Annotated in this window: 13 protein-coding genes; 4 read left to right on the top strand and 9 right to left on the bottom strand. The window is 74.0% G+C overall.

Annotated features, from left to right (window positions below; translation table 11 throughout):
• Positions 1-11 precede the first annotated feature (11 nt).
• The 9 genes from hypF to ABT026_RS28395 form a co-directional block, all read right to left on the bottom strand.
• Positions 12-2,411, bottom strand: a complete 2,400-nt coding sequence (gene hypF, locus ABT026_RS28435) for a carbamoyltransferase HypF (RefSeq protein WP_351118034.1) — start codon at positions 2,409-2,411, stop codon at positions 12-14.
• A 12-nt stretch (positions 2,412-2,423) separates the two neighbouring features.
• A complete protein-coding gene (gene hypE, locus ABT026_RS28430; protein ID WP_351118033.1) occupies positions 2,424-3,455 on the bottom strand; it encodes a hydrogenase expression/formation protein HypE in 1,032 nt (343 codons plus the stop codon).
• 80 nt (positions 3,456-3,535) lie between these two features.
• Positions 3,536-4,123: a cysteine hydrolase family protein gene (locus ABT026_RS28425; protein ID WP_351118032.1), complete on the bottom strand. Its 588-nt coding sequence runs from the start codon at positions 4,121-4,123 to the stop codon at positions 3,536-3,538.
• A 140-nt stretch (positions 4,124-4,263) separates the two neighbouring features.
• A complete protein-coding gene (locus tag ABT026_RS28420) occupies positions 4,264-5,733 on the bottom strand; it encodes a condensation domain-containing protein (RefSeq protein ID WP_351118031.1) in 1,470 nt (489 codons plus the stop codon).
• Between the two features lie 90 nt (positions 5,734-5,823).
• Entirely contained in the window at positions 5,824-6,015 is a 192-nt protein-coding gene (locus ABT026_RS28415; protein WP_351118030.1) for a hypothetical protein, read from the bottom strand.
• Positions 6,012-6,911, bottom strand: coding sequence for a phenylalanine 4-monooxygenase (locus ABT026_RS28410; RefSeq protein WP_351118029.1), 900 nt, complete (start codon positions 6,909-6,911; stop codon positions 6,012-6,014). The genes ABT026_RS28415 and ABT026_RS28410 overlap by 4 nt, the downstream gene beginning before the upstream one ends.
• Before the next feature lie 58 nt (positions 6,912-6,969).
• Positions 6,970-8,880 (bottom strand): non-ribosomal peptide synthetase, encoded by a 1,911-nt coding sequence (locus ABT026_RS28405; RefSeq protein WP_351118028.1) that lies wholly within the window; start codon positions 8,878-8,880, stop codon positions 6,970-6,972.
• Between the two features lie 67 nt (positions 8,881-8,947).
• Positions 8,948-9,676: a thioesterase II family protein gene (locus ABT026_RS28400; RefSeq protein ID WP_351118027.1), complete on the bottom strand. Its 729-nt coding sequence runs from the start codon at positions 9,674-9,676 to the stop codon at positions 8,948-8,950.
• A gap of 21 nt (positions 9,677-9,697) precedes the next feature.
• On the bottom strand, positions 9,698-12,775 hold the full coding sequence (locus ABT026_RS28395; RefSeq protein WP_351118026.1) for a condensation domain-containing protein: 3,078 nt from the start codon (positions 12,773-12,775) through the stop codon (positions 9,698-9,700).
• A gap of 248 nt (positions 12,776-13,023) precedes the next feature.
• On the opposite strand from ABT026_RS28395, the gene ABT026_RS28390 reads away from it, so the two are divergent.
• The 4 genes from ABT026_RS28390 to ABT026_RS28375 all read left to right on the top strand — a co-directional run bounded on the left by ABT026_RS28390 (position 13,024) and on the right by ABT026_RS28375 (position 17,691).
• Positions 13,024-13,773: a 2OG-Fe dioxygenase family protein gene (locus ABT026_RS28390; protein ID WP_351118025.1), complete on the top strand. Its 750-nt coding sequence runs from the start codon at positions 13,024-13,026 to the stop codon at positions 13,771-13,773.
• Positions 13,770-15,065: an MFS transporter gene (locus ABT026_RS28385; RefSeq protein WP_351118024.1), complete on the top strand. Its 1,296-nt coding sequence runs from the start codon at positions 13,770-13,772 to the stop codon at positions 15,063-15,065. Before ABT026_RS28390 ends, ABT026_RS28385 begins: the two co-directional genes overlap by 4 nt.
• On the top strand, positions 15,062-17,434 hold the full coding sequence (locus ABT026_RS28380; RefSeq protein WP_351118023.1) for a M20/M25/M40 family metallo-hydrolase: 2,373 nt from the start codon (positions 15,062-15,064) through the stop codon (positions 17,432-17,434). Before ABT026_RS28385 ends, ABT026_RS28380 begins: the two co-directional genes overlap by 4 nt.
• Before the next feature lie 77 nt (positions 17,435-17,511).
• A complete protein-coding gene (locus ABT026_RS28375; RefSeq protein WP_351118022.1) occupies positions 17,512-17,691 on the top strand; it encodes an MbtH family protein in 180 nt (59 codons plus the stop codon).
• Positions 17,692-17,829 lie beyond the last annotated feature (138 nt).

The following is a 17,829-nucleotide window of genomic DNA, read 5'->3' as shown; positions in this document are numbered from 1 at the left end:
TCTGAGGGGGTTCACGCGGATCCGTGGGCCGTGGCGCGTATCCGGGCGCCGGCCACCATCGCCTGACCGAGGGCGATGCCGCCGTCGTTGGTGGGCACCAGCCGGTGCGAGCGGGCGTCGAAGCCCGCGTGCCGGAGTTCCACGAGGCAGTTGACCAGCAGGAACTCGTTGAGGAAGACGCCGCCGGAGAGGGCGACCTGCGACACGCCGTGCCGGGCGCGCAGGTCCTCGCAGCGCTCGACGACCATGGCCACCACCGCGGAGTGGAAGCGGCGGCTGACGGTGGCCGGGTCGGCGCCCGCGGCCAGGTCGGCCGCCATCCGCCGGATCACCGGGTCGGGGTCGACGACCGTGGGCAGGCCCGCGCCCGCGGGCGCCTCGGCGCCGAAGCGGTACGGGTGGTCGGCGGGCGTCAGGTCCCGGCCCAGCAGGCCCTCGAGCTCGATCGGGCCCTGGGCCTCGTACTCGGCGTACGAACAGACGCCCAGCAGGGCCGCGACGCCGTCGAAGAGCCGGCCCATGCTGGACACCGGCGGGGCGTTGAGGCCACGTCGCACCATGGTGGTGTACACGTGACGCTCCTGGTCGCCGAGGACGCGCAGCGCGGGAAAGGCGTCCTGGGCGGCCTCGGGGGAGCCGAGGGCCGTCAGGGCGAGCGCGAAGCCGGTGCGCACGGGCTGGTGCACCGCCATGTCGCCGCCGATCAGCGGGATCGGTCGCAGGTGCGCGACCCGTTCGGTCTCCTCGAAGCCGCCGAGCAGGAACTCGCCGCCCCAGATCGTGCCGTCCCGGCCGTAGCCCGCGCCGTCGAAGACCACCCCGAGCGTGGTCCCGGTCATCCGGTTCTCGGCCATGCACGACGCCATGTGGGCGTGGTGGTGCTGGACCTCCACGACCGCCCCGGGGCGCTCGTCGCCCGCCAGGACGTGGGAGCGGAACGAGGGGTGCATGTCGACGGCGACGTGCCGCGGTCGGAGTTCGTACAGCTCGGAGAGGTGGGCCGCGGTCTGCTTGTGCGAGGCGAACGTCTCGTCGTTCTTGAGGTCGCCGATGTGCTGGCTGACGTAGACCTTCGAGCCGGTGCCCAGAGCCACCGTGGTCTTGAGCTCGGCCCCGTACGCCAGGACGGGCTCGGGCAGCTCGTCGACCTCCACGGGGTACGGAGCGTACCCACGTGAGCGGCGCACGAAGGTGACCAGCGGCTCCGCCAGCCGCGGATGCTCCGAGCAGCGGACCACCGAGTCGTCGACGCGGACGTGGATGTCCCGGTCGTGGTGCAGGATCAGATCCGCGACCTCGAACAACTGGCCGAGGGCGTCCTCGTTGCGGTGGGCGATGGGATAGCCGGACACGTTGCCGCTGGTCATCACCAGGACGTCGAGTCCGGGACGGTCGAGCAGCAGGTGGTGCAGCGGGGCCGAGGGGAGCATGATGCCCAGGCTCGGGTTGCGCGGGGCGATCTCCTCGGGGAGCGGGCAGTCCCGCTTCCTGCGGAGCAGCACGATCGGCCGCGCAGGGGACTCCAGGAGTTCCGCCTCGGCGGCGCCGCACTCGGCGACCGCGGCCGCGCCGGCCAGGTCGGCCACCATCAGCGCGAAGGGCTTGGAGTCCCGCTTCTTGCGGGCACGGAGACGGGCGACGGCCTGCGCGTTCCGCGCGTCGACCACCAGGTGGAAGCCGCCGACGCTCTTGACCGCGACGATCCGCCCGGCGGCCAGTGCCTCGGTCGTCGCCCGCATGGCCTCCTCGCTCCCGGCGAGCGGCCCCGCGGGGCCGGACAGGGTCAGTCGCGGGCCGCACACCGGACAGGCGTTGGGCTGCGCGTGGTACCGGCGGTCACCGGGGTCCTCGTACTCCGCGCGGCAGTCGGCGCACATGGCGAAGGGCGCCATGGTCGTCTGCTCGCGGTCGTAGGGAAGGTCCTTGACGATGGAGTAACGAGGCCCGCAGTGGGTGCAGTTGGTGAAGGGATAGCGGTAGCGCCGGTCCGCGGGGTCGCGCACCTCCCGCAGGCAGTCGTCGCAGACGTGCGAGTCGGGGGCCACGATGGTGTCGGAGCGGCCGGTTCTGGCGCTCTGCCGGATCTCGAAGCCGTCCGGTGGGCAGGCCGGGAGGGAGGTGCGGGTCTCCACCCGCACCTCCACCACCCGTGAGAGCAGCGGCGCGTCGTCGTGCAGCGCCGTGGTGAAGGCCGACAGCTGGGGGAGCGGGCCGTTGACCTCGGTGAGCACCCCCTGGGTGTCGTTCAGCACCCAGCCGGTCAGCCCCAGGGACTTGGCCAGGGTGTAGACGAAGGGACGGTAGCCCACCCCCTGCACCACACCGCAGACCCGGACGAGCCACTGCTCGGCGGGCGGGGCGTCCGCCGGCCCGGTCGCGGGACTGTCACTCGTGATGGTGATCCGCTGCACGATGCGCTCCGATCAGCAGAGACGCGGAAGTTCCGCGCCCTGCAGCTCTTCGATCTCGCTGACCTTGCCGTCCCTGCCGACCATCTCCACGGCCTTCGCGGGCCGGTCGGTGACCTCGCCGATCACCACGGCCTTCCGGCCGTAGGGATGGGCGTGCAGGGTCTTCAGAACGGCGTCCACCGATCCGGGCTCGACGAAGAGGGCGAGACAGCCCTCGTTCGCCGCGTTGATCGGGTTGATGCCGAGCATGTCGGAGGCCATGCGCGTCTCGAAGTCGATCGGCAGGGCCTCCTCCTCCACGCGCACCGCCCGGCCGAGGGCGGCGGAGTACTCGTGCAGCACCGCGGACAGGCCGCCGCGCGTGACGTCGCGCATGGAGTGCACGGCGTCCTCGGGCACCGCCTTGTCGAGCGTGTCGATCAGGCCGTTGAGCGGCGCACAGTCGCTGAGCACGTTCTTCTCGAAGCCCAGGCCCTCGCGCACGGACAGGAGGTGGACGGTGTGGTTGCCGATCGGCCCGCTCAGCACGATCCTGTCGCCGGGCCGGACGTCGGTCATCCGCTTCGGCGGGCGGTGGAAGACGCCGATGCCGGTGGTGTTGAGGAAGATGCCGTCCGCCTCACCGGGGCCGACGACCTTGGTGTCGCCGGCCACGATCTTCACCCCCGCCTCGAGCGCGGTCTCGCGCAGCGAGACCAGCGCCCGGTGGAGCAGGCGGATCGGGAAGCCGGTCTCCAGGATCATCGCGAGCGTGAGGTACCGCGGTTCGGCGCCGACCACCGCGAGGTCGTTGACCGTGCCGCACACGGCGATCTTGCCGATGTCGCCGTTGCCGAAGAAGGGCGGGTCGACGACGAAGGAGTCGGTGGTCATCGCGATGTTGCCGGCCGGAACCGGCAGCATCGCGCTGTCCTCCATCTCGCCGACATAGACGTCGCCCAGCACACCCACCATGAACTCGACGAGTTCCCGGCTGAGCCGGGCGCCGGTGCCGTGGTCAAGGACGATCTGCTGGTCCAGAAAAGATTCCGTGGCCGTCTGCAACGGTGCTCCCTGTCGGGTCGGGGTGGGATGGGACGGGTGAGGACGGCGGGCCGGGCCGGCCCGCTGCCGGACGGGCGTGGTCAGGGGGTGCGGAACACCTTGCGGGGCAGCTCGCCCGTCTCGTCGATCAGCCGGATGATCTCGGACGACGGCTGGACCGTGGCGCAGTAGCCGTCCAGCCAGTCGAGGGCGCGGATCTTGTCGTGGTCGCGGGCGGAGACGACGCAGTCGCTCGGCACCCAGACGTTGTAGCCGCGGAAGAACGCGTCGGCGGCCGTGGTCTGGACGCAGATCTGTCCCTGCATGCCGGTCACGATGACCGTCTCGACGCCGAGGTCCTGGAGGCGGTCGTGCAGGTCGGTCTCGTAGAAGCCGCTGTCCTTGTTCTTCTCGACGAGGATGTCGGAGTCCTCCAGGAAGACCGGGAGGATCTCGGCGCCCTTCGTGCCCTTCTGCGCCGGGAGCCGGCCGCCCTCGTAGCGCTCGGCCACCGGGTCGTCCTCACGGTTGATCAGCTGCAGGTGGAAGACGTGGTGGCCGCGCTCGCGGATGTCCTTCAGGAAGCCGGAGAAGCTCGGGGTGGCCTCGGCCACCGCGTCGATCCGCTCCTGGTTCTTGTTGACGAGGTCGTACTGCAGGTCGTTGGTCAGTACCGCGATCTTGCTCATGCCTGGCTGCTCCTCGGCATCGGGGAAGTCGTGGCGTGCTGTCCGCCACTCGTCGTGATTAGAAGATCTCCGCGGGACGGCGGAGCCGGTAGTCGGGGGATCCCCTGACCGGCTCCTCCCGGTCGCGCGGTGCGGCGTGCTCAGCCGAGGACGCGGCGCCCGCCGTGCAGCGTCATCTCGGCCAGCACCGCGTGGTACGCCTCGACGAACCGCAGGACGCGCTCCCGGGAGAACACGTCGGTGCTGTAGATCGCGAGGCTGCGGGCGTCGCTCCCGTCGTGCCGCAGCCGCAGGCTCAGCGGCCGGGCGACGTAGGGCATCGGGGGCATCACCCGTTCGACGGCCAGCTCGCCCAGCCGGTCCGCCACGGCGATGTCGTTCTCCGCGGTGAACTGGACGTGGAAGAGCCGGTCCAGCAGACCGGGCTCGTCGAGGTGGGGTTCCAGCAGATGAGCCGGCACGTCGTGGTGCATCAGGTCGCGGTTGCTCTCCTTCGCGACCTGGGCGATCAGCTCGGTGAAGGTGGGGTTGCCGGACAGGTCGGTCCTGACGACCACGTCGTTGGAGAAGTCCGCGACCATGTCCTGGACCTCGGTGGCGTCCCGGTAGGAGACGGGCGCCCGCACGCAGACGTCCCGCTGCCCCGAGGCGCGGGCCAGCGTGACCTGGAAGGCGGCGAGACCCAGGGTGTAGACCGTGGTGCGGGCGCGCCGCGCCAGCGCGGTGAGCCGCCCGAACACCTCCCGCGGGAGCGGAACGTCGAGCAGCGCGCCGTACGGCGTCGGCTCGTCCGGCGCGGGCAGGTCCGTGGGCAGTTCGGCCGGCCGGGCGCCCCGCAGCCGGGCCGCCCAGTAGCCCGTGACCTCGGCGGCGCGCGGCCCCTCGACGAGGGCTCGGTGCGCCGCCGCGAAGTCCGCGGGGCGGGAAACGGGCGCCGGCAGGTGCGGCGCCGTGCCCGCCGCCCGCGCGAGGTAGCAGGCGCCGAGGTCGCGGACCAGGATCTCCAGCGCGCGGCCGTCCGCGATGATGTGGTGGAGGATCAGGAACGCGATGTGCTCCCGCGGCGCGGTCCGCAGCAGCCGCAGGCGGGCGAGCGGCCCGGCCGACAGGTCGAAGGAGAGGTCGACCTCCTCGCGGGTGAACTGCTCCAGCCCGCCCGGCGGGAGGTCGAGGACCGGCACGGACACACGCAGGGACGACGCGACGACCTGCGTGAGCCGTCCGTCCTCCAGGCGCAGGGAGCTCCGCAGGTTGTCGTGGCGCGCCACCACGTCGTTCCACGCCTGCTCGAGCGCCGCGGTGTCCAGCCGGCCGGACAGCCGCAGGCCGCCGGCGATGAGGGGCGGGGTGGACCCGGGCCCTCCGCGCAGGGACTGCCACATGCCCTCCTGCGCCACGGAGGCACGGAACCGCGTCTCCGCGCGGCCGTCGCCGGGCGCGCCGTCGTGGGGCCCTCCGTCACCGGCCGCGCCGCCCTCACCGCCGACACCGCCCGGCGCCGGCCCGGCCGCCGAGGCGTGGCCGCCCCGCACGGCGCGGGTGCGCAGGAGTGCCTCCTCCAGCCGCCTGCGGGCCTCGAAGTCCGTCCTGGACAGTTGTGTTCCGGTCATCCGGTCGCCTCCTAGGTTCCGGACCAGACGACCAGTTCCTCGGCGGGCGCGGCAGTCGGGGCTTTCCCCGGCGGGGGAGGAGGCGCGGGCTCAGCCGCGAGGACCCAGCGGATCCCCGCCCGAGCGGCACGCGGGAGCCTCCGGGAGGAGCCTGCCCGAGGTCAGCCACTCGACCACCATGTGCTGGGTGGTGGGGTTGCGGACGCGTCGCCGGGCGACCGCCCCGCACCGGACGCACACGTCCTGGTGCCGGCCGTCGGCCACCATCTCGTGGGTGCTCATGTCCGTGCTCCCGCCCCCGCCGCCGTCAGCCGGCCGACGGACTCGTCGCTCACGTTCTGGCAGAAGTCGCCGACGAAGTCCTCGAAGTGCGTGAGGGAGCGCGCGTGGAACAGCGTCGGCTGGTACCGGTCGTAGGCATAGTCCACGGTCACCATCTCCCGGGCGTCCATGGGCCGTATCTCCACGCCCCTGAACTCTCCCAGTTCTCCGTACGAGGAGAGCAGACTGGCTCCGAAGGCCATCATCTCGCCGCGTTCCTGGACGACTCCGTACTCCATGGTGAACCAGAAGAACCGCGAGACGGCGTTGACCGCCTCCTTGGTCGCCAGACGCCGCACGGTCCGCCCCACGAGCCGGTACAGCTCGGCGAACCGGGCGTCCGCCAGGGCCGTTCCATGCCCGACGACCTCGTGGACCATGTCCGGCTCGGGGGAGAACAGCGGCATGGAGGAATGGCGGATGAACTGCGTCGCCTGGAACGTGCCGTCCGCCAGGGTCCCGTAGAAGTCCTCCACCGGCACGATCCCGGCCGCCGGCGCGAACCCGAAACCGGTCAGCTCGCCGAGACGCCGTGAGACCTCCCGCAGCTGCGGCGCGTGGTCGTAGGGAAGCCGCAGGGCCTCGCCCGCCTCGTTCATCGCGGCGCAGGCGTAGGTCCGGTGACGTATGCCGAGTTCCCGGCGGATGACGCGCCAGCACTCATGGTCGTCCGGGGCGTACTCCACCTCGGGCGCCGGATCTCCCGGCCGGTGCGCCAGCGCGGCCGCCAGGACGGCGTTCCTCCTGCGCCCGTAGTCGTGGTCGTCCGAACCCGGGTGGTCCGGGCCCAGGCACACCGTCGGCGTGCCGTCGTCGCTCAGTGCCGACGGTACGTCCCGTAGGCCTTCCTGGAACATGGAACCGTGCTCCTTCGCATGTTTGCGTGTCGTCGGGCGGGGCGCCCCCGGCGTCCCGTCAGCGGTCTGCCTCGCCCCGTGGGGCCCGGTCGATCAGGGCGCAGAACTCGGCGAGGCCGGCGGCGCCCAGGACGTCGCGCAGGGACACCTTGACGCCGAACCGCGCGGTGACCTGCGTGATCATCCGGACGACGGTGAGGGAGTCGCCGCCCAGGTCGAAGTAGTTGTCGTGACGGCCCACGCCGGGCAGGCCGAGGCTGTCCGCCCACAGGGCGGCGACGACGTGCTCGGTCGCCGTGCGTGGAGGCGGCCCGGAGGGCGGGCCGGCCGGCTCGTCCGCCGTGGTCCGGTAGGGGTCGGGCAGGGCCTCGCGGTCGAGCTTGCCGTGGTGGTTGAGCGGCAGCCGGGGCAGCTCGAGGATCAGCGACGGACGCATGTGCTCCGGCAGCAGCTCTGCCGCGTAGGCCTTCAGGACGTCGGGGAGGGGGACCGCCGCCGCGTCCGCAGGGGAGTGCCGCTCCCCGGCGATCGCGGCCGCCACGTAGGCGACCAGCCGGGTGGAACCGGCGGCGTCGGTGCGGGCCACGACCGAGGCCTGACCCACCTTCGGATGGCGGGCCAGCACGTCGGCGACCTCGCCCGGCTCCACGCGGAAGCCGCGGATCTTGACCTGGTCGTCCACCCGGCCGAGGAACTCCAGGCCTCCGTCCGGGAGCCGGCGCACCCGGTCGCCGGTCCGGTAGACCCGGCCACGGCCCCGGAAGGGATCGTCCAGGAACCGTTCGGCCGTCAGGTCGGCGCGGTTCCAGTAGCCCCGGGCCACGCCCGGACCGCCCAGCCACAGTTCGCCGTCGCTCCCGTCGGCGACCCGGTGTCCCTGCGGGTCGACCACGTAGGCCAGGGTGTCGACGACCGGCCGGCCGATGCTCGGCACGTCGCCGGCGCTGCCGAGCGGCTGGGCGGTGGCGTACACGGTGGCCTCGGTGGGGCCGTACAGGTTGAGGAAACGGGTCCCGGGCAGGGCGCGCAACGCCTTCCACAGGGCCGGCCCGGTGGCCTCGCCCGCCACGATCGCCAGGGCCGGACGGCTGTCGTGCCCTTCGAAGAGCCCCAGTTCCATCAGGACGGTCAGCAGGGTCGGCGTGACGTCGATGACGTCGATCCGGTTCCTGCGCACGTAGTCGACGAGGGCCACCGCGTCGCGGCGCGTCTCGTCGTCCACGATCCACAGCGAGTCACCCCGCAGCAGCCACAGCATCTGGTTGAGCGAGGCGTCGAAGCTGAACGCGGCCGTCAGGGCGGAGCGCGCCGGCCGGTCCCCGAGGAAGGGGAACAGGTGCCGTCGGTGCCCCTGGGCGAGATGGGCGAGCGCACCCCGCTCGATCTGCACGCCCTTCGGGGCCCCGGTGGAGCCGGAGGTGTAGATGATGTAGGCGAGCCGGCCCGGGTCACAGGGCTCCGCCTCCCCGGCGGGCGGCGCCTGCCCGGCGTCACGGGTGTCGTGCCCGTCGTCCAGGAACAGCGTGGGGTGACCCGTGCGCGGGCCGCCGGGGTCGGTCAGCACGACGTGGGGACGGCAGTCGTCGAGGATCGTCTCGATCCGCGCCGGCGGGTAGGAGGGGTCCAGCGGCACGTAGGCCCCTCCGGCCTTCCACACGGCGAGGACGGCCACGACCGGTCCGACGCCCCGCCGCAGGCAGAGCGCGACCCGTGACTCGGCGGTGACGCCGGCTGCCCGCAGGCGGTCCGCGAGGGCGTTCGCCCGGGCGTCCAGCTCGGCGAAGGTGAGGTCACCGTCGGCGGCCGACACCGCGAGACGGCCGGGGTGGGCCCGCACCAGCCGCTCGAAGTGCGTGACGACGTCCTCGTACGGTGGTCCGGTCCGCGCCGGGTCCGGTGGGACGGCGGGGGAGGGCGCGGCGCGGACCGGGGAGGGGGCGGGCGGCAGGAACAAGCGACTCAGCTCCAAGGTGGGGTGCTCCGGTGGGCGCGGGCCCGGCCGGCGCGGCGGACGGGCGTCCTCGCCCGCGGGCGGTTCAGCAGGCGGTGCGGGCGGGGTGCGCCTCGTCCGCGATCAGCCGGAGGAGGGCGTCCTTGCGGTCGGTCAGGTACATGTGGCCGCCGTCGATCTCGGCCTGCCGGAAGGGGCCCGTGGTGACGGAGCGCCAGGTCCCGGCGTCCTCGGCGGAGACCCTGTCGTCGTGGCTGCCGCGCACGGCGAGCACGGGCACCCGCAGCGGCCGGGCCCTGGGGAAGACGTGGGCCTCGTGCATGGCCACGTCGGTCCGCAGCGGCGGCAGCACCAGCGGGTGCAGCTCGGGATCCGCGAGGGCGGGGTGACGGTAGCCGGAGATCTCCTGGACCCGGGCGACGAACTCGTCGTCGGACAGCCCGGTGACCCGGCGCTCCCCGGCGGCTGCCTGGTCGCGCGCTCCGGGCCCGCCCGAGCCGCTGACGACCAGCATCAGGTCGAGCCCCGGCCTCCTGCGGACCATGGCGCGCGCCGCACGGTGCCCGACGACCGCCCCGAAGCAGTGGCCGAGGACGACGACCCGTTCCGAGGCGGCGGACTCCTCCAGCATCTCGGGGACGAGCACCTCCATCAGGGCGTCCAGGTCCGTGCGCTCGGGCTCGGTGAAACGTTTCCCCCGGCCCGGGAACTCCACCGGGACGACACGCAGGTCGGGGTGGTGGCCGACCCAGGGCCGGAAGAAGGCGGCCCCGGCCCCGGCGGGCGGAAAGCAGAACAGGGTGGTGCTCGGCATGCGTTTCCTCTTTCTCGCTGGTCAGCGGGTTCCGGCCGGTCCTCCGCCGGCCGCGGCTCCCACCTGCTCCTGCGCGTCGGCGGGCTCGCCGACCAGGCGCTGCAGGACCTTCCAGGCGACCTCGGCAACCGTGAAGTCCGCGTACAGGTCACGCATCGCCAGGTCGACGCCGAGGTCGTCGCGGATCCGGGAGGCGAGGCGCACGGCCGTCAGAGAGTGACCGCCGAGGTCGAAGAAGTTGTCGTTCGCGCCGACGTTCTCCACCTCGAGGACCTCCTCCCAGATGCGGGCGATCTCCGACTCCAGCGGGGTGCGGGGGGCGACGTGCCCGGCGCCGCCGCCGGCCGGGGTCGCGTCCGGCAGCGGGAGGGCCGTCAGGTCGAGCTCGCCCGCCGCGGTGCGGGGGAGGGCGTCGAGCGGGACGACCGCCGTCGGCACGGACGCCGCGGGCAGGTCCTTCGCCAGGGCGTCGAGCAGGGCCGGCACGTCCAGGTGCTCACCGGGCGCGGCGACCACGTACGCCACCGGCCGCGAACCGCCGGATGCCACCGGCCGCGACAGCACCGCGCAGGCGTCGACGCACGGCAGCGCGCTCAGGGCGCTCTCCGCCTCCCGCAGGTCGAGGCGCAGGCCGTCGACGAGGAACAGCCCGTCCGCACGGCCGAGCAGGTCCAGCGTGCCGTCGGGCAGCCTGCGCGCCCGCTCGCCGGTGCGCAGCAACAGGCCGCCGGGCCGGGAGGCGTGCGGGTCGGGGACGACGTGCGGGGTGGTCGCGCCGGGCCGGTCGCCGAAGCCGGGGCCGAACGAGGAACCGGCCACGCACAGCTCACCCGTCACACCGAACGGGACCGGCTCCAGCCACTCGTCCAGGACGTGCAGGCCGTGTCCGGGCAGCCGCCGCCACCCGCCGGGGCCCGTGTCGGGTCCGGCCTCGCCCCACGCGACGGGGCCGGCCGTCCCCGGCAGGTCCAGCAGACGCACCACCCGGGCCGGACCGTCGCCGACGAGCTCGACGGCGCGCCGGGCGGCGTCCGGGGCTTCGCCCACCACCACGCGGGTCGCCGTACCGGGCGGAACCGGAAGATCCTCGGGCGCCACGCCGGCCAGGGACAGCACGGACGTCGTGCGGAACTCCTCCTCGGGAGCCCCGGGGAGAACGAGCGCGGCGCCACGGAGCAGGACCGGGAACATCTGCCGCAGCAGGTGTTCGGGACGCCCGGACCCGCACCACCAGCGGTCCGGGCCGTCCAGGGACAGGTGGGCGGCGACGTCCCGCGCGGCGGTCAGCACCGCGGCGTGGCCCAGGCCCGCGATCGCGACCGAACCGTCCGGCGACGGCGCCCAAGACAGCAGGGCGACCTCCTCCCCGGCACCGCGCCCCGCGTCACCGGGAGCGTCCACGGTCCGCGGGCCGTCCTCGGCCAGCACCACGGGCGCCCCGGAGGCGGCCACCACCCGCCGGACCGTCTCCTCGGGCAGCGAGGGATCCACGGCGAGCGGGACGCCCCCGGCCTTCAGGACGGCCAGGGCCCCCACGACCAGGGCACAGGACGGCGCCATCGCCAGGGCCACCGCGGTGCCCGCCCGCACCCCCGACCGCTCCAGCACGCGGGCCAGCTCACCGGCCCGCCGGTCGAGTCCCGCGTGGTCCAGCGCGCCGTCGCCCGCGACCACCGCCGGCGCGTCCGGCGTCCGCCGGGCCCAGCCGGCCAGGGCCTCGGGCACCCGGCCCTCCACCGGTTCGGCCTCGGGACCGTTCCATGCCGTCAGCAGGGTGTCGCGCTCCTCCGCCGGGAGGAGGGGCAGCTGTGACACGGCCCGCTCGGGCCGTTCGGCCACGGCCTCGAGCAGCGACAGGAAGTGGGCGCCGACGCGTTCCGCGGTGCTCGCGTCGAACAGGTCGGCGCTGTACTGCAGGACCACGTGGTGGCCGGCGTCGCCCGGCCGCACGTCGAGGGCGAGATCGGCCTTGGCCGTGCCGGTGTCGATGTGCGTCATCTCGAACTCCAGGCCCGCCGACTCCCATCGCAGGGGCGCCTTGGCCTGCAGGACCAGCATCACCTGCGCGCCCGGCGGCCGCGTCGAGGCGCCCTGCCTGCGCAGCAGGTCCGTCGCCTGCTCGAAGGGCAGCTCCTGGTGCTGGTAGGCGCCGAGGCAGACATCGCGCACCCGGTCGAGCAGCTCGCAGAAGTCCGGGTCGCCGGACAGGTCGGTGCGCAGCATCAGCGGATTGACGAAGTAGCCGATCAGGCCCTCGAGTTCGGGGCGGGTGCGGCCGGACATGGGGGAGGTCACGGTGATGTCGTGCTGCCCGCTCCAGCGGGCGAGCAGCACGTCGAACGCCGCCAGCAGCACCATGAACGGCGTCGCGTTCCTCCGGCGCGCCAGCGCCTCCAGCCGGTGCACGAGCGCGCGGGGGATCATGAAGTGGTGGGTGCCCCCGCGGTCCGACAGCACGGCCGGGCGCGGCCGGTCGGTCGGCAGCTCGCAGGGCACGGCGCCCGCGAGCGCCTCGGACCAGTGGTCGGTGAGCCGCCGCAGCCGGTCGCCGGTCAGGTGCTCGCGCTGCCACACCGCGAAGTCCGCGTACTGGATCGGCAGTTCGGGGAACAGCGGCTCGCGTCCCGCCAGGTGGGCCTGGTAGGCGGCCGTCAGCTCCTGGAAGAAGATGCCCGAGGAGGCTCCGTCGGTGACGATGTGGTGCATCACCAGGAGCGCCACATGGTCGCGCTCGCCCAGGCGCAACAGCCGCAGCCGGATCAGCGGCCCCTCCCGCAGGTCGAACGGGGCCGTGAGCTCCGCGCGCGCGATCTCCTCGAAGTCCTCGGGCGTCGCGTCGGTGACCGTCACCCGCGGCGGGGCGGTCGGCCCGATCACCTGGACGGGTTCGCCCTCCTCGAGGTCGAAGACGGTACGGAGCGCCTCGTGCCGCCCCACCACCGTCCCGAGGGCGCGCTCGAGGGCCCCGACGTCCAGCGGGCCGCGCAGGCGCACCGCCGCCGTGACGTTGTACGCCGCCTGACCCGGATCGATCCTGTTCTGCAACCAGAGACTCTGCTGCGAGAACGAGGTGTCGACCACCAGGGTTTCCTCGGTCATCGTTGTGGCTCCTCCTCGCTCGCGCCGGCCGCACCGGACCGGTGCCCGTCCCGGCGTACCGACGGCTTGTGCCTCCAACGGATGCTCCGCCAGGAGGCCGGCGCCCAGTAGTCGGGGGACTCCCCGACGCGGGCCCCGGCGGCCCCGCCGCGGCCCGCCGTGGGGCGTTTCCCCGACTGATGCGCGGCGCGGCCCGGTTGCCACGCTGGAGCCTCATCCCCTGTGCCACGCAGAAAGGGGGCACCGACGTGTCCGAGCCGAACACCGCAACGCACACCGCCACCACCCACCCGGCGACGTCCGCCGCGGTGCGGGAGCTGTCCTCCTGGGGCGGGTACCTCCAGCCGGCGGCCGAGCAGAGCGACCTCATCGGGGCGACACCGGCGGACTGGGCGCGCTTCGCCCGGCACTGGGACGACCTGACCGTCGACACGTACATGAGGGACGGCGGGGTCTACCGCTACCGCCGCTACGGCCACTTCCGGCTGGACGCGGCCACCGGTGAGCTCACCGCCCTGCCGCACGGCCCGTACCGCCAGGAGAGCAGCGTCAACCCGCTCAACGGCGGCGTCGAACGCCACTTCGACCCGCTCACCGACGCCTTCCTCGCGGACCCGCTCACCCGGTCCGTCGTGCTGTCCCTCGGCGAGATCTTCTCCGGCGTGGAGGGGGCCACCGACTGGGACGTCAAGCTGCACCCGTTCCGCATCGTCACCAGCTCCGCCGAGACGGGCCGGCCCGCTCCACAGGGCCGCCACCGCGACGGGTCCACCTTCGTGACCTCGCTGCTCGTCGGCCGGACCAACGTGAGCGGCGGCGAGAGCTCCCTGTACACGCCCGACGGCGAGCAGCTGTTCGCCACCACCCTGACCGAGCCCGGCGACCAGCTGCTGGTCGACGACCGTGCCGTGCTGCACGACGTCACGCCGGTCACCCCGGTCGACCCCTCGGTCGCCGCCCACCGTGACGTCCTGATCGTCGACTTCGACCTGCTGTGAAACCTCCGACGGCCGACAACCGCCGCTTCGGCCCGGGCTTCTGGCGGCTCTGGACGGCGACCACCGTCTCCGGCCTGGGCGACGGCATCAGGATCTTCGCCCTGTCGGTGTACGCGGCGACCCTCACCAGCGACCCGGTCCACGTGTCGCTGGTGGCCGTCGCGGGCCAGCTGCCGTGGGTCCTCGTCGGGCCCTTCAGCGGCACGCTCGTCGACATGGTCGACCGCTGGCGGATGCTGTGGATCTGTGACGCGGCCCGCTCGGCCGTGCTCGGCTGCTTCGTCCTGGCGATCCTCACCGGCCGTGCCGACATCGCCGTCGTCGTGGTCACCGCCTTCCTGCTGAGCGCTGTCGAGACGATGGCCGACAACCTGTCCCAGGCCGTGGTGCCGGACGTCGCGGGCTCGCGCAGCCTCGACGCCGCCAACAGCAAGCTGCTGACCGGGCGGCTCGTCACCATGGAGTTCCTCGGCGCGCCCGTCGGGACCGCGCTGTTCGTGGTCGCGCACCTGCTCCCCTTCAGCCTGGCGACCTTCTGCTTCGCCGCGTCCACGGCCTTGATCCTCGGCGCCCGCCCCAGGGGCGCGACGGCACCCAGGGCCCCCATCACGCTGCGCGGCGTCGGCTCGCGCACCGCGGAAGGCGTCGCCTGGCTGTGGCGCCACCGCGTCCTGCGGTCGGTCTGCGTGACGGTCGCCGTCCTCAACTCCGCGGTGCTGGCCGTCCTCGCCGTCGCGGTGCTGTACGCCCTGCACGTCCTGCACGTCAGCGAGACCGTCTACGGCATGCTGCTCCTGGTGATCGCCGTGGGCGGTCTGCTCGGACTGCTGGTCTCCGAGCGTCTCGTCGCACGGCTCGGCCGCGGCCGCACGCTCCAGCTGGCCCTCGCCGTCTGCCCGCCGGCCTTCGTGGTCGGCGGACTCGCCTCCCACCCTCTGGCCGCCGCGGTCGCCCTCGCCCTCGTCGGCACCGGTGTCGCGCTGGTCAACGTCGTCACGACCACGCTGCGGCAGGTGCTCGTCCCACCGGAGCGCTTCGGCCAGGTGAGCGGCGCCTACCGGCTCGTCGTCAACGGACTGTCCCCCCTGGGCGGTCTGGGCGGCGGTCTGCTCGCCGACCTGCTGGGACTGCGCGCCCCCTTCTTCGCGGCCGCCGTGCTGCTCGCCGCCTGCGCCGTCGCCTCGCTGACCCTCCTGTCCGACCGGGCCCTCGACGCGTCGCCCGAAGAGGCCGGCGAGCCCGGACCCGGGGGCCACGTCGGCCTCCCCGAAGCAGAAACGGCCTCCCCGTGAACCTTCGCACGATCCCACCCGCACCGGCCCCGCCCGCCGGACCCGACGTCCGCGGGCCCGGGCCGGACGGCCCCCGGGCGCGCCGCCTGCCCGCCGCGACACTGCTCCTCGCCGTCGTCCTGGCCGCCCTGCTGCCGGTGCTGGACCTGGCGCGCACCCCCGCCCCCGCGCCCGCGGACGCGCCTGCCACCGCGTTCTCCGCCGCCCGTGCCCAGGAGCACGTGGAGCGCGTCGCCGCCGCCCCCCGGCCGGTCGGTTCGGCCGCCCACGACCGCGTGCGCGACGACCTCCTGCGGGAGCTGCGGAAGCTGGGGCTGGAACCGGTCGTCCACCGGGGAGTGGGGTTCGACACCACCTCGGGCGCGGCCATGGCGGCGCCGGTCGAGAACGTCGAGGCCACGCTGCCCGGCGAGGCCCCGACCGGCCGGGTGCTGCTGGTGGCGCACTACGACTCCGTGGAGACCGGGCCCGGGGCCACCGACGACGGACACGGGGTGGCGTCCCTGCTCGAGACGGCCCGGGCGTTGCGCGCCGGACCCGCCCCCCGCAACGACGTCACCTTCCTCTTCACCGACGGCGAGGAGCTGGGCATGATCGGCGCCCACGCCTACACGGACGCCGGCCTGCTCGGCGACCCCGACCGCACCGTCGTCCTGAACCTCGAGGGGCGGGGCTCCGAGGGGCGCGTGGTGATGTTCGAGACGGGGGCGCACAGCGCCGGCCTTGTCCCGGCGCTCGCGGACCGCGTGCCCGTCACCACCTCGCTCGCCTACGAGGTGTACCGGCTGCTGCCCAACAACACCGACTTCAGCGTCTTCCGCGAGGCCGGCGCGACCGGCATGAACTTCGCGACCATCGACGGCTCGGCGAACTACGACAACCCGACCGACGACCTCGCCCACGCGAGCGAGGCCTCCCTGCAGGACATGGGGGACACGGCCCTCGCCGCCACCCGCACGCTCGGCGCCGCCGACATCCCGGCGATCCGCAAGGACGGCGCGGCCACCTACTTCACCGTGGGCGGGACGCTCGTGCGCTACCCCGCCGCACTGGTGCTCCCGCTGGCGGGCGCGGCCCTGGCCGCCTGCGCCGCGGCCACCCTGTTCGCGGCACGGCGCCGCCGGGTGCGCCCGCGCGCCATCCTGACGTGTGCCGCCACCGTGCCGGTGCCGCTGCTCGCCGCCGCCGCGGTCGGCTGGACCGGCTGGTACCTGATCGGTCTTCTGCGCCCGGACCTCACCGGCTTCGGCTTCGGCGACACCTACCGGTCCGAACTCACCGGCGGCGGACTCGCGTCGCTCACCGCGGCGGCGGTGTGGACGTGGGCCGCGGTGGTGCGCCGCGGACGAGGCGCCCTGGAACTGGGCGCGGCGGTCACCGGCTGGCTGACCCTGCTGACGCTGCTCACCGCCGTGTTCCTGCCCGGCGCCTCGTACCTCTTCCTGTGGCCCGCGCTGGCCGGAGCCGCCGGCCTCGCACTGGGGGCCCGCCTCGCGGAGGACTCCCCGTGGCGCGCCCCCTGCTCCGCGCTGGCCGCGGTCCCCGCCGCCGCGCTGCTGGCTCCGGTCGCCCTCCTGCTGTTCAGGACGGTGGGGCTGGCCCTGGTGCTCGTCCCGCTGGTGCTGCTCGTGCTGCCGGTGCTCGCCGCTGTGGCGCCGTTCACCGGCCGGACCCACGGCCGGCGCCTCGCGCTGCGGGCCGGCCTCGCCGCGCTGGTCGCGGTGACCGTCACCGCGGCCGGAGTGGCCCGCGACGGCGTCGACGCCCACCACCCCGCACAGGTCAGCCTCCTGTACACCGTGGACGACGGCGGCCGGGCCCGCTGGGTGAGCAACGGCCGCGGCGCCCACGACTGGGCCGACGCCCACGTCCCGGACGGACCGCGCGCCTTGGAGGACGAGTTCCCCGAGCTGCGCGACCCCGTGGAGTGGCGGACCGGCACGGCGCCCCGCGCCACGGTGGCCACACCCACCCTGAAGGTCCTGAGCACCCGCCCGACGAGCGGCGGCCGCGAGGTCACGATGCTCCTGGGCGCCGAGAACGGAACCGCGGCCCAGCTCATGCTGTACGCCGACACCCGCGCCGCGAAGGTCGGGCGGGCCACGGTCGGCGGCCGGACACTGCCCGGCGGCGACAACCGGATCTCCGCCGACGGCCGGTGGACCTGGGGCTTCCTCCACGCCGCGCCTCCGGCGGACGGGGTCAGGATCACCCTGAGGATCTCCGGGGAGGACCCGCTGGAGCTGCGGCTGCTGGCGAGGTCACCCGGCTTCCCCGCCGGGACCCTCGCCGGGGACAAGCCGGACGACGTCACCTGGGCGGCCCGCTCCTCCGGTTACACGCTCGCCGCCAAGGCCTTCACGATCTGACCCGCGGCCGGCCCCAGGCCGCGGCGCCCCCACCCGTGCCGCACGGCACCACCCACCCGCCACAGGAGAGGTTCACCATGCAGGAGCAGCAGGACTACCAGGTCGTCGTCAACGTCGAGGAGCAGTACTCGCTCTGGCGGGACGGCAGGGAACTGCCCGCCGGGTGGCGCGGTGCGGGCTTTGCCGGGACCAAGGAGGAGTGCCTCGCCCACATCGACGAGGTGTGGACGGACATGCGTCCGCTCAGCGCCCGCTGAGACGGCGGGCACGGCAAGGCGCACGGACGAGTGAGCGGCCGCGGCACCGGAGACCTCCGGTGCCGCGTTGTAGATACGGCTCTCGACGTACCGCGGCAGCAGGGCGTCGAGGACGTCCTCCGCGGACGGCTCGAAGTC

This window comes from Streptomyces sp. NPDC002734 (assembly GCF_040295685.1).
Lineage (GTDB): Bacteria > Actinomycetota > Actinomycetes > Streptomycetales > Streptomycetaceae > Streptomyces.
The sequence above is the reverse complement of the archived record's forward strand: the minus strand, read 5'-3'. Positions and strand labels throughout refer to the sequence as shown.

Coding starts and splice junctions, on each gene's coding strand:
- ABT026_RS28395 (WP_351118026.1), bottom strand. CDS start 12,775: ATGACCGAGGAAACCCTGGTGGTCGACACCTCGTTCTCGCAGCAGAGT.
- ABT026_RS28415 (WP_351118030.1), bottom strand. CDS start 6,015: ATGAGCACCCACGAGATGGTGGCCGACGGCCGGCACCAGGACGTGTGC.
- ABT026_RS28420 (WP_351118031.1), bottom strand. CDS start 5,733: ATGACCGGAACACAACTGTCCAGGACGGACTTCGAGGCCCGCAGGCGG.
- ABT026_RS28425 (WP_351118032.1), bottom strand. CDS start 4,123: ATGAGCAAGATCGCGGTACTGACCAACGACCTGCAGTACGACCTCGTC.
- ABT026_RS28375 (WP_351118022.1), top strand. CDS start 17,512: ATGCAGGAGCAGCAGGACTACCAGGTCGTCGTCAACGTCGAGGAGCAG.
- ABT026_RS28400 (WP_351118027.1), bottom strand. CDS start 9,676: ATGCCGAGCACCACCCTGTTCTGCTTTCCGCCCGCCGGGGCCGGGGCC.
- ABT026_RS28410 (WP_351118029.1), bottom strand. CDS start 6,911: ATGTTCCAGGAAGGCCTACGGGACGTACCGTCGGCACTGAGCGACGAC.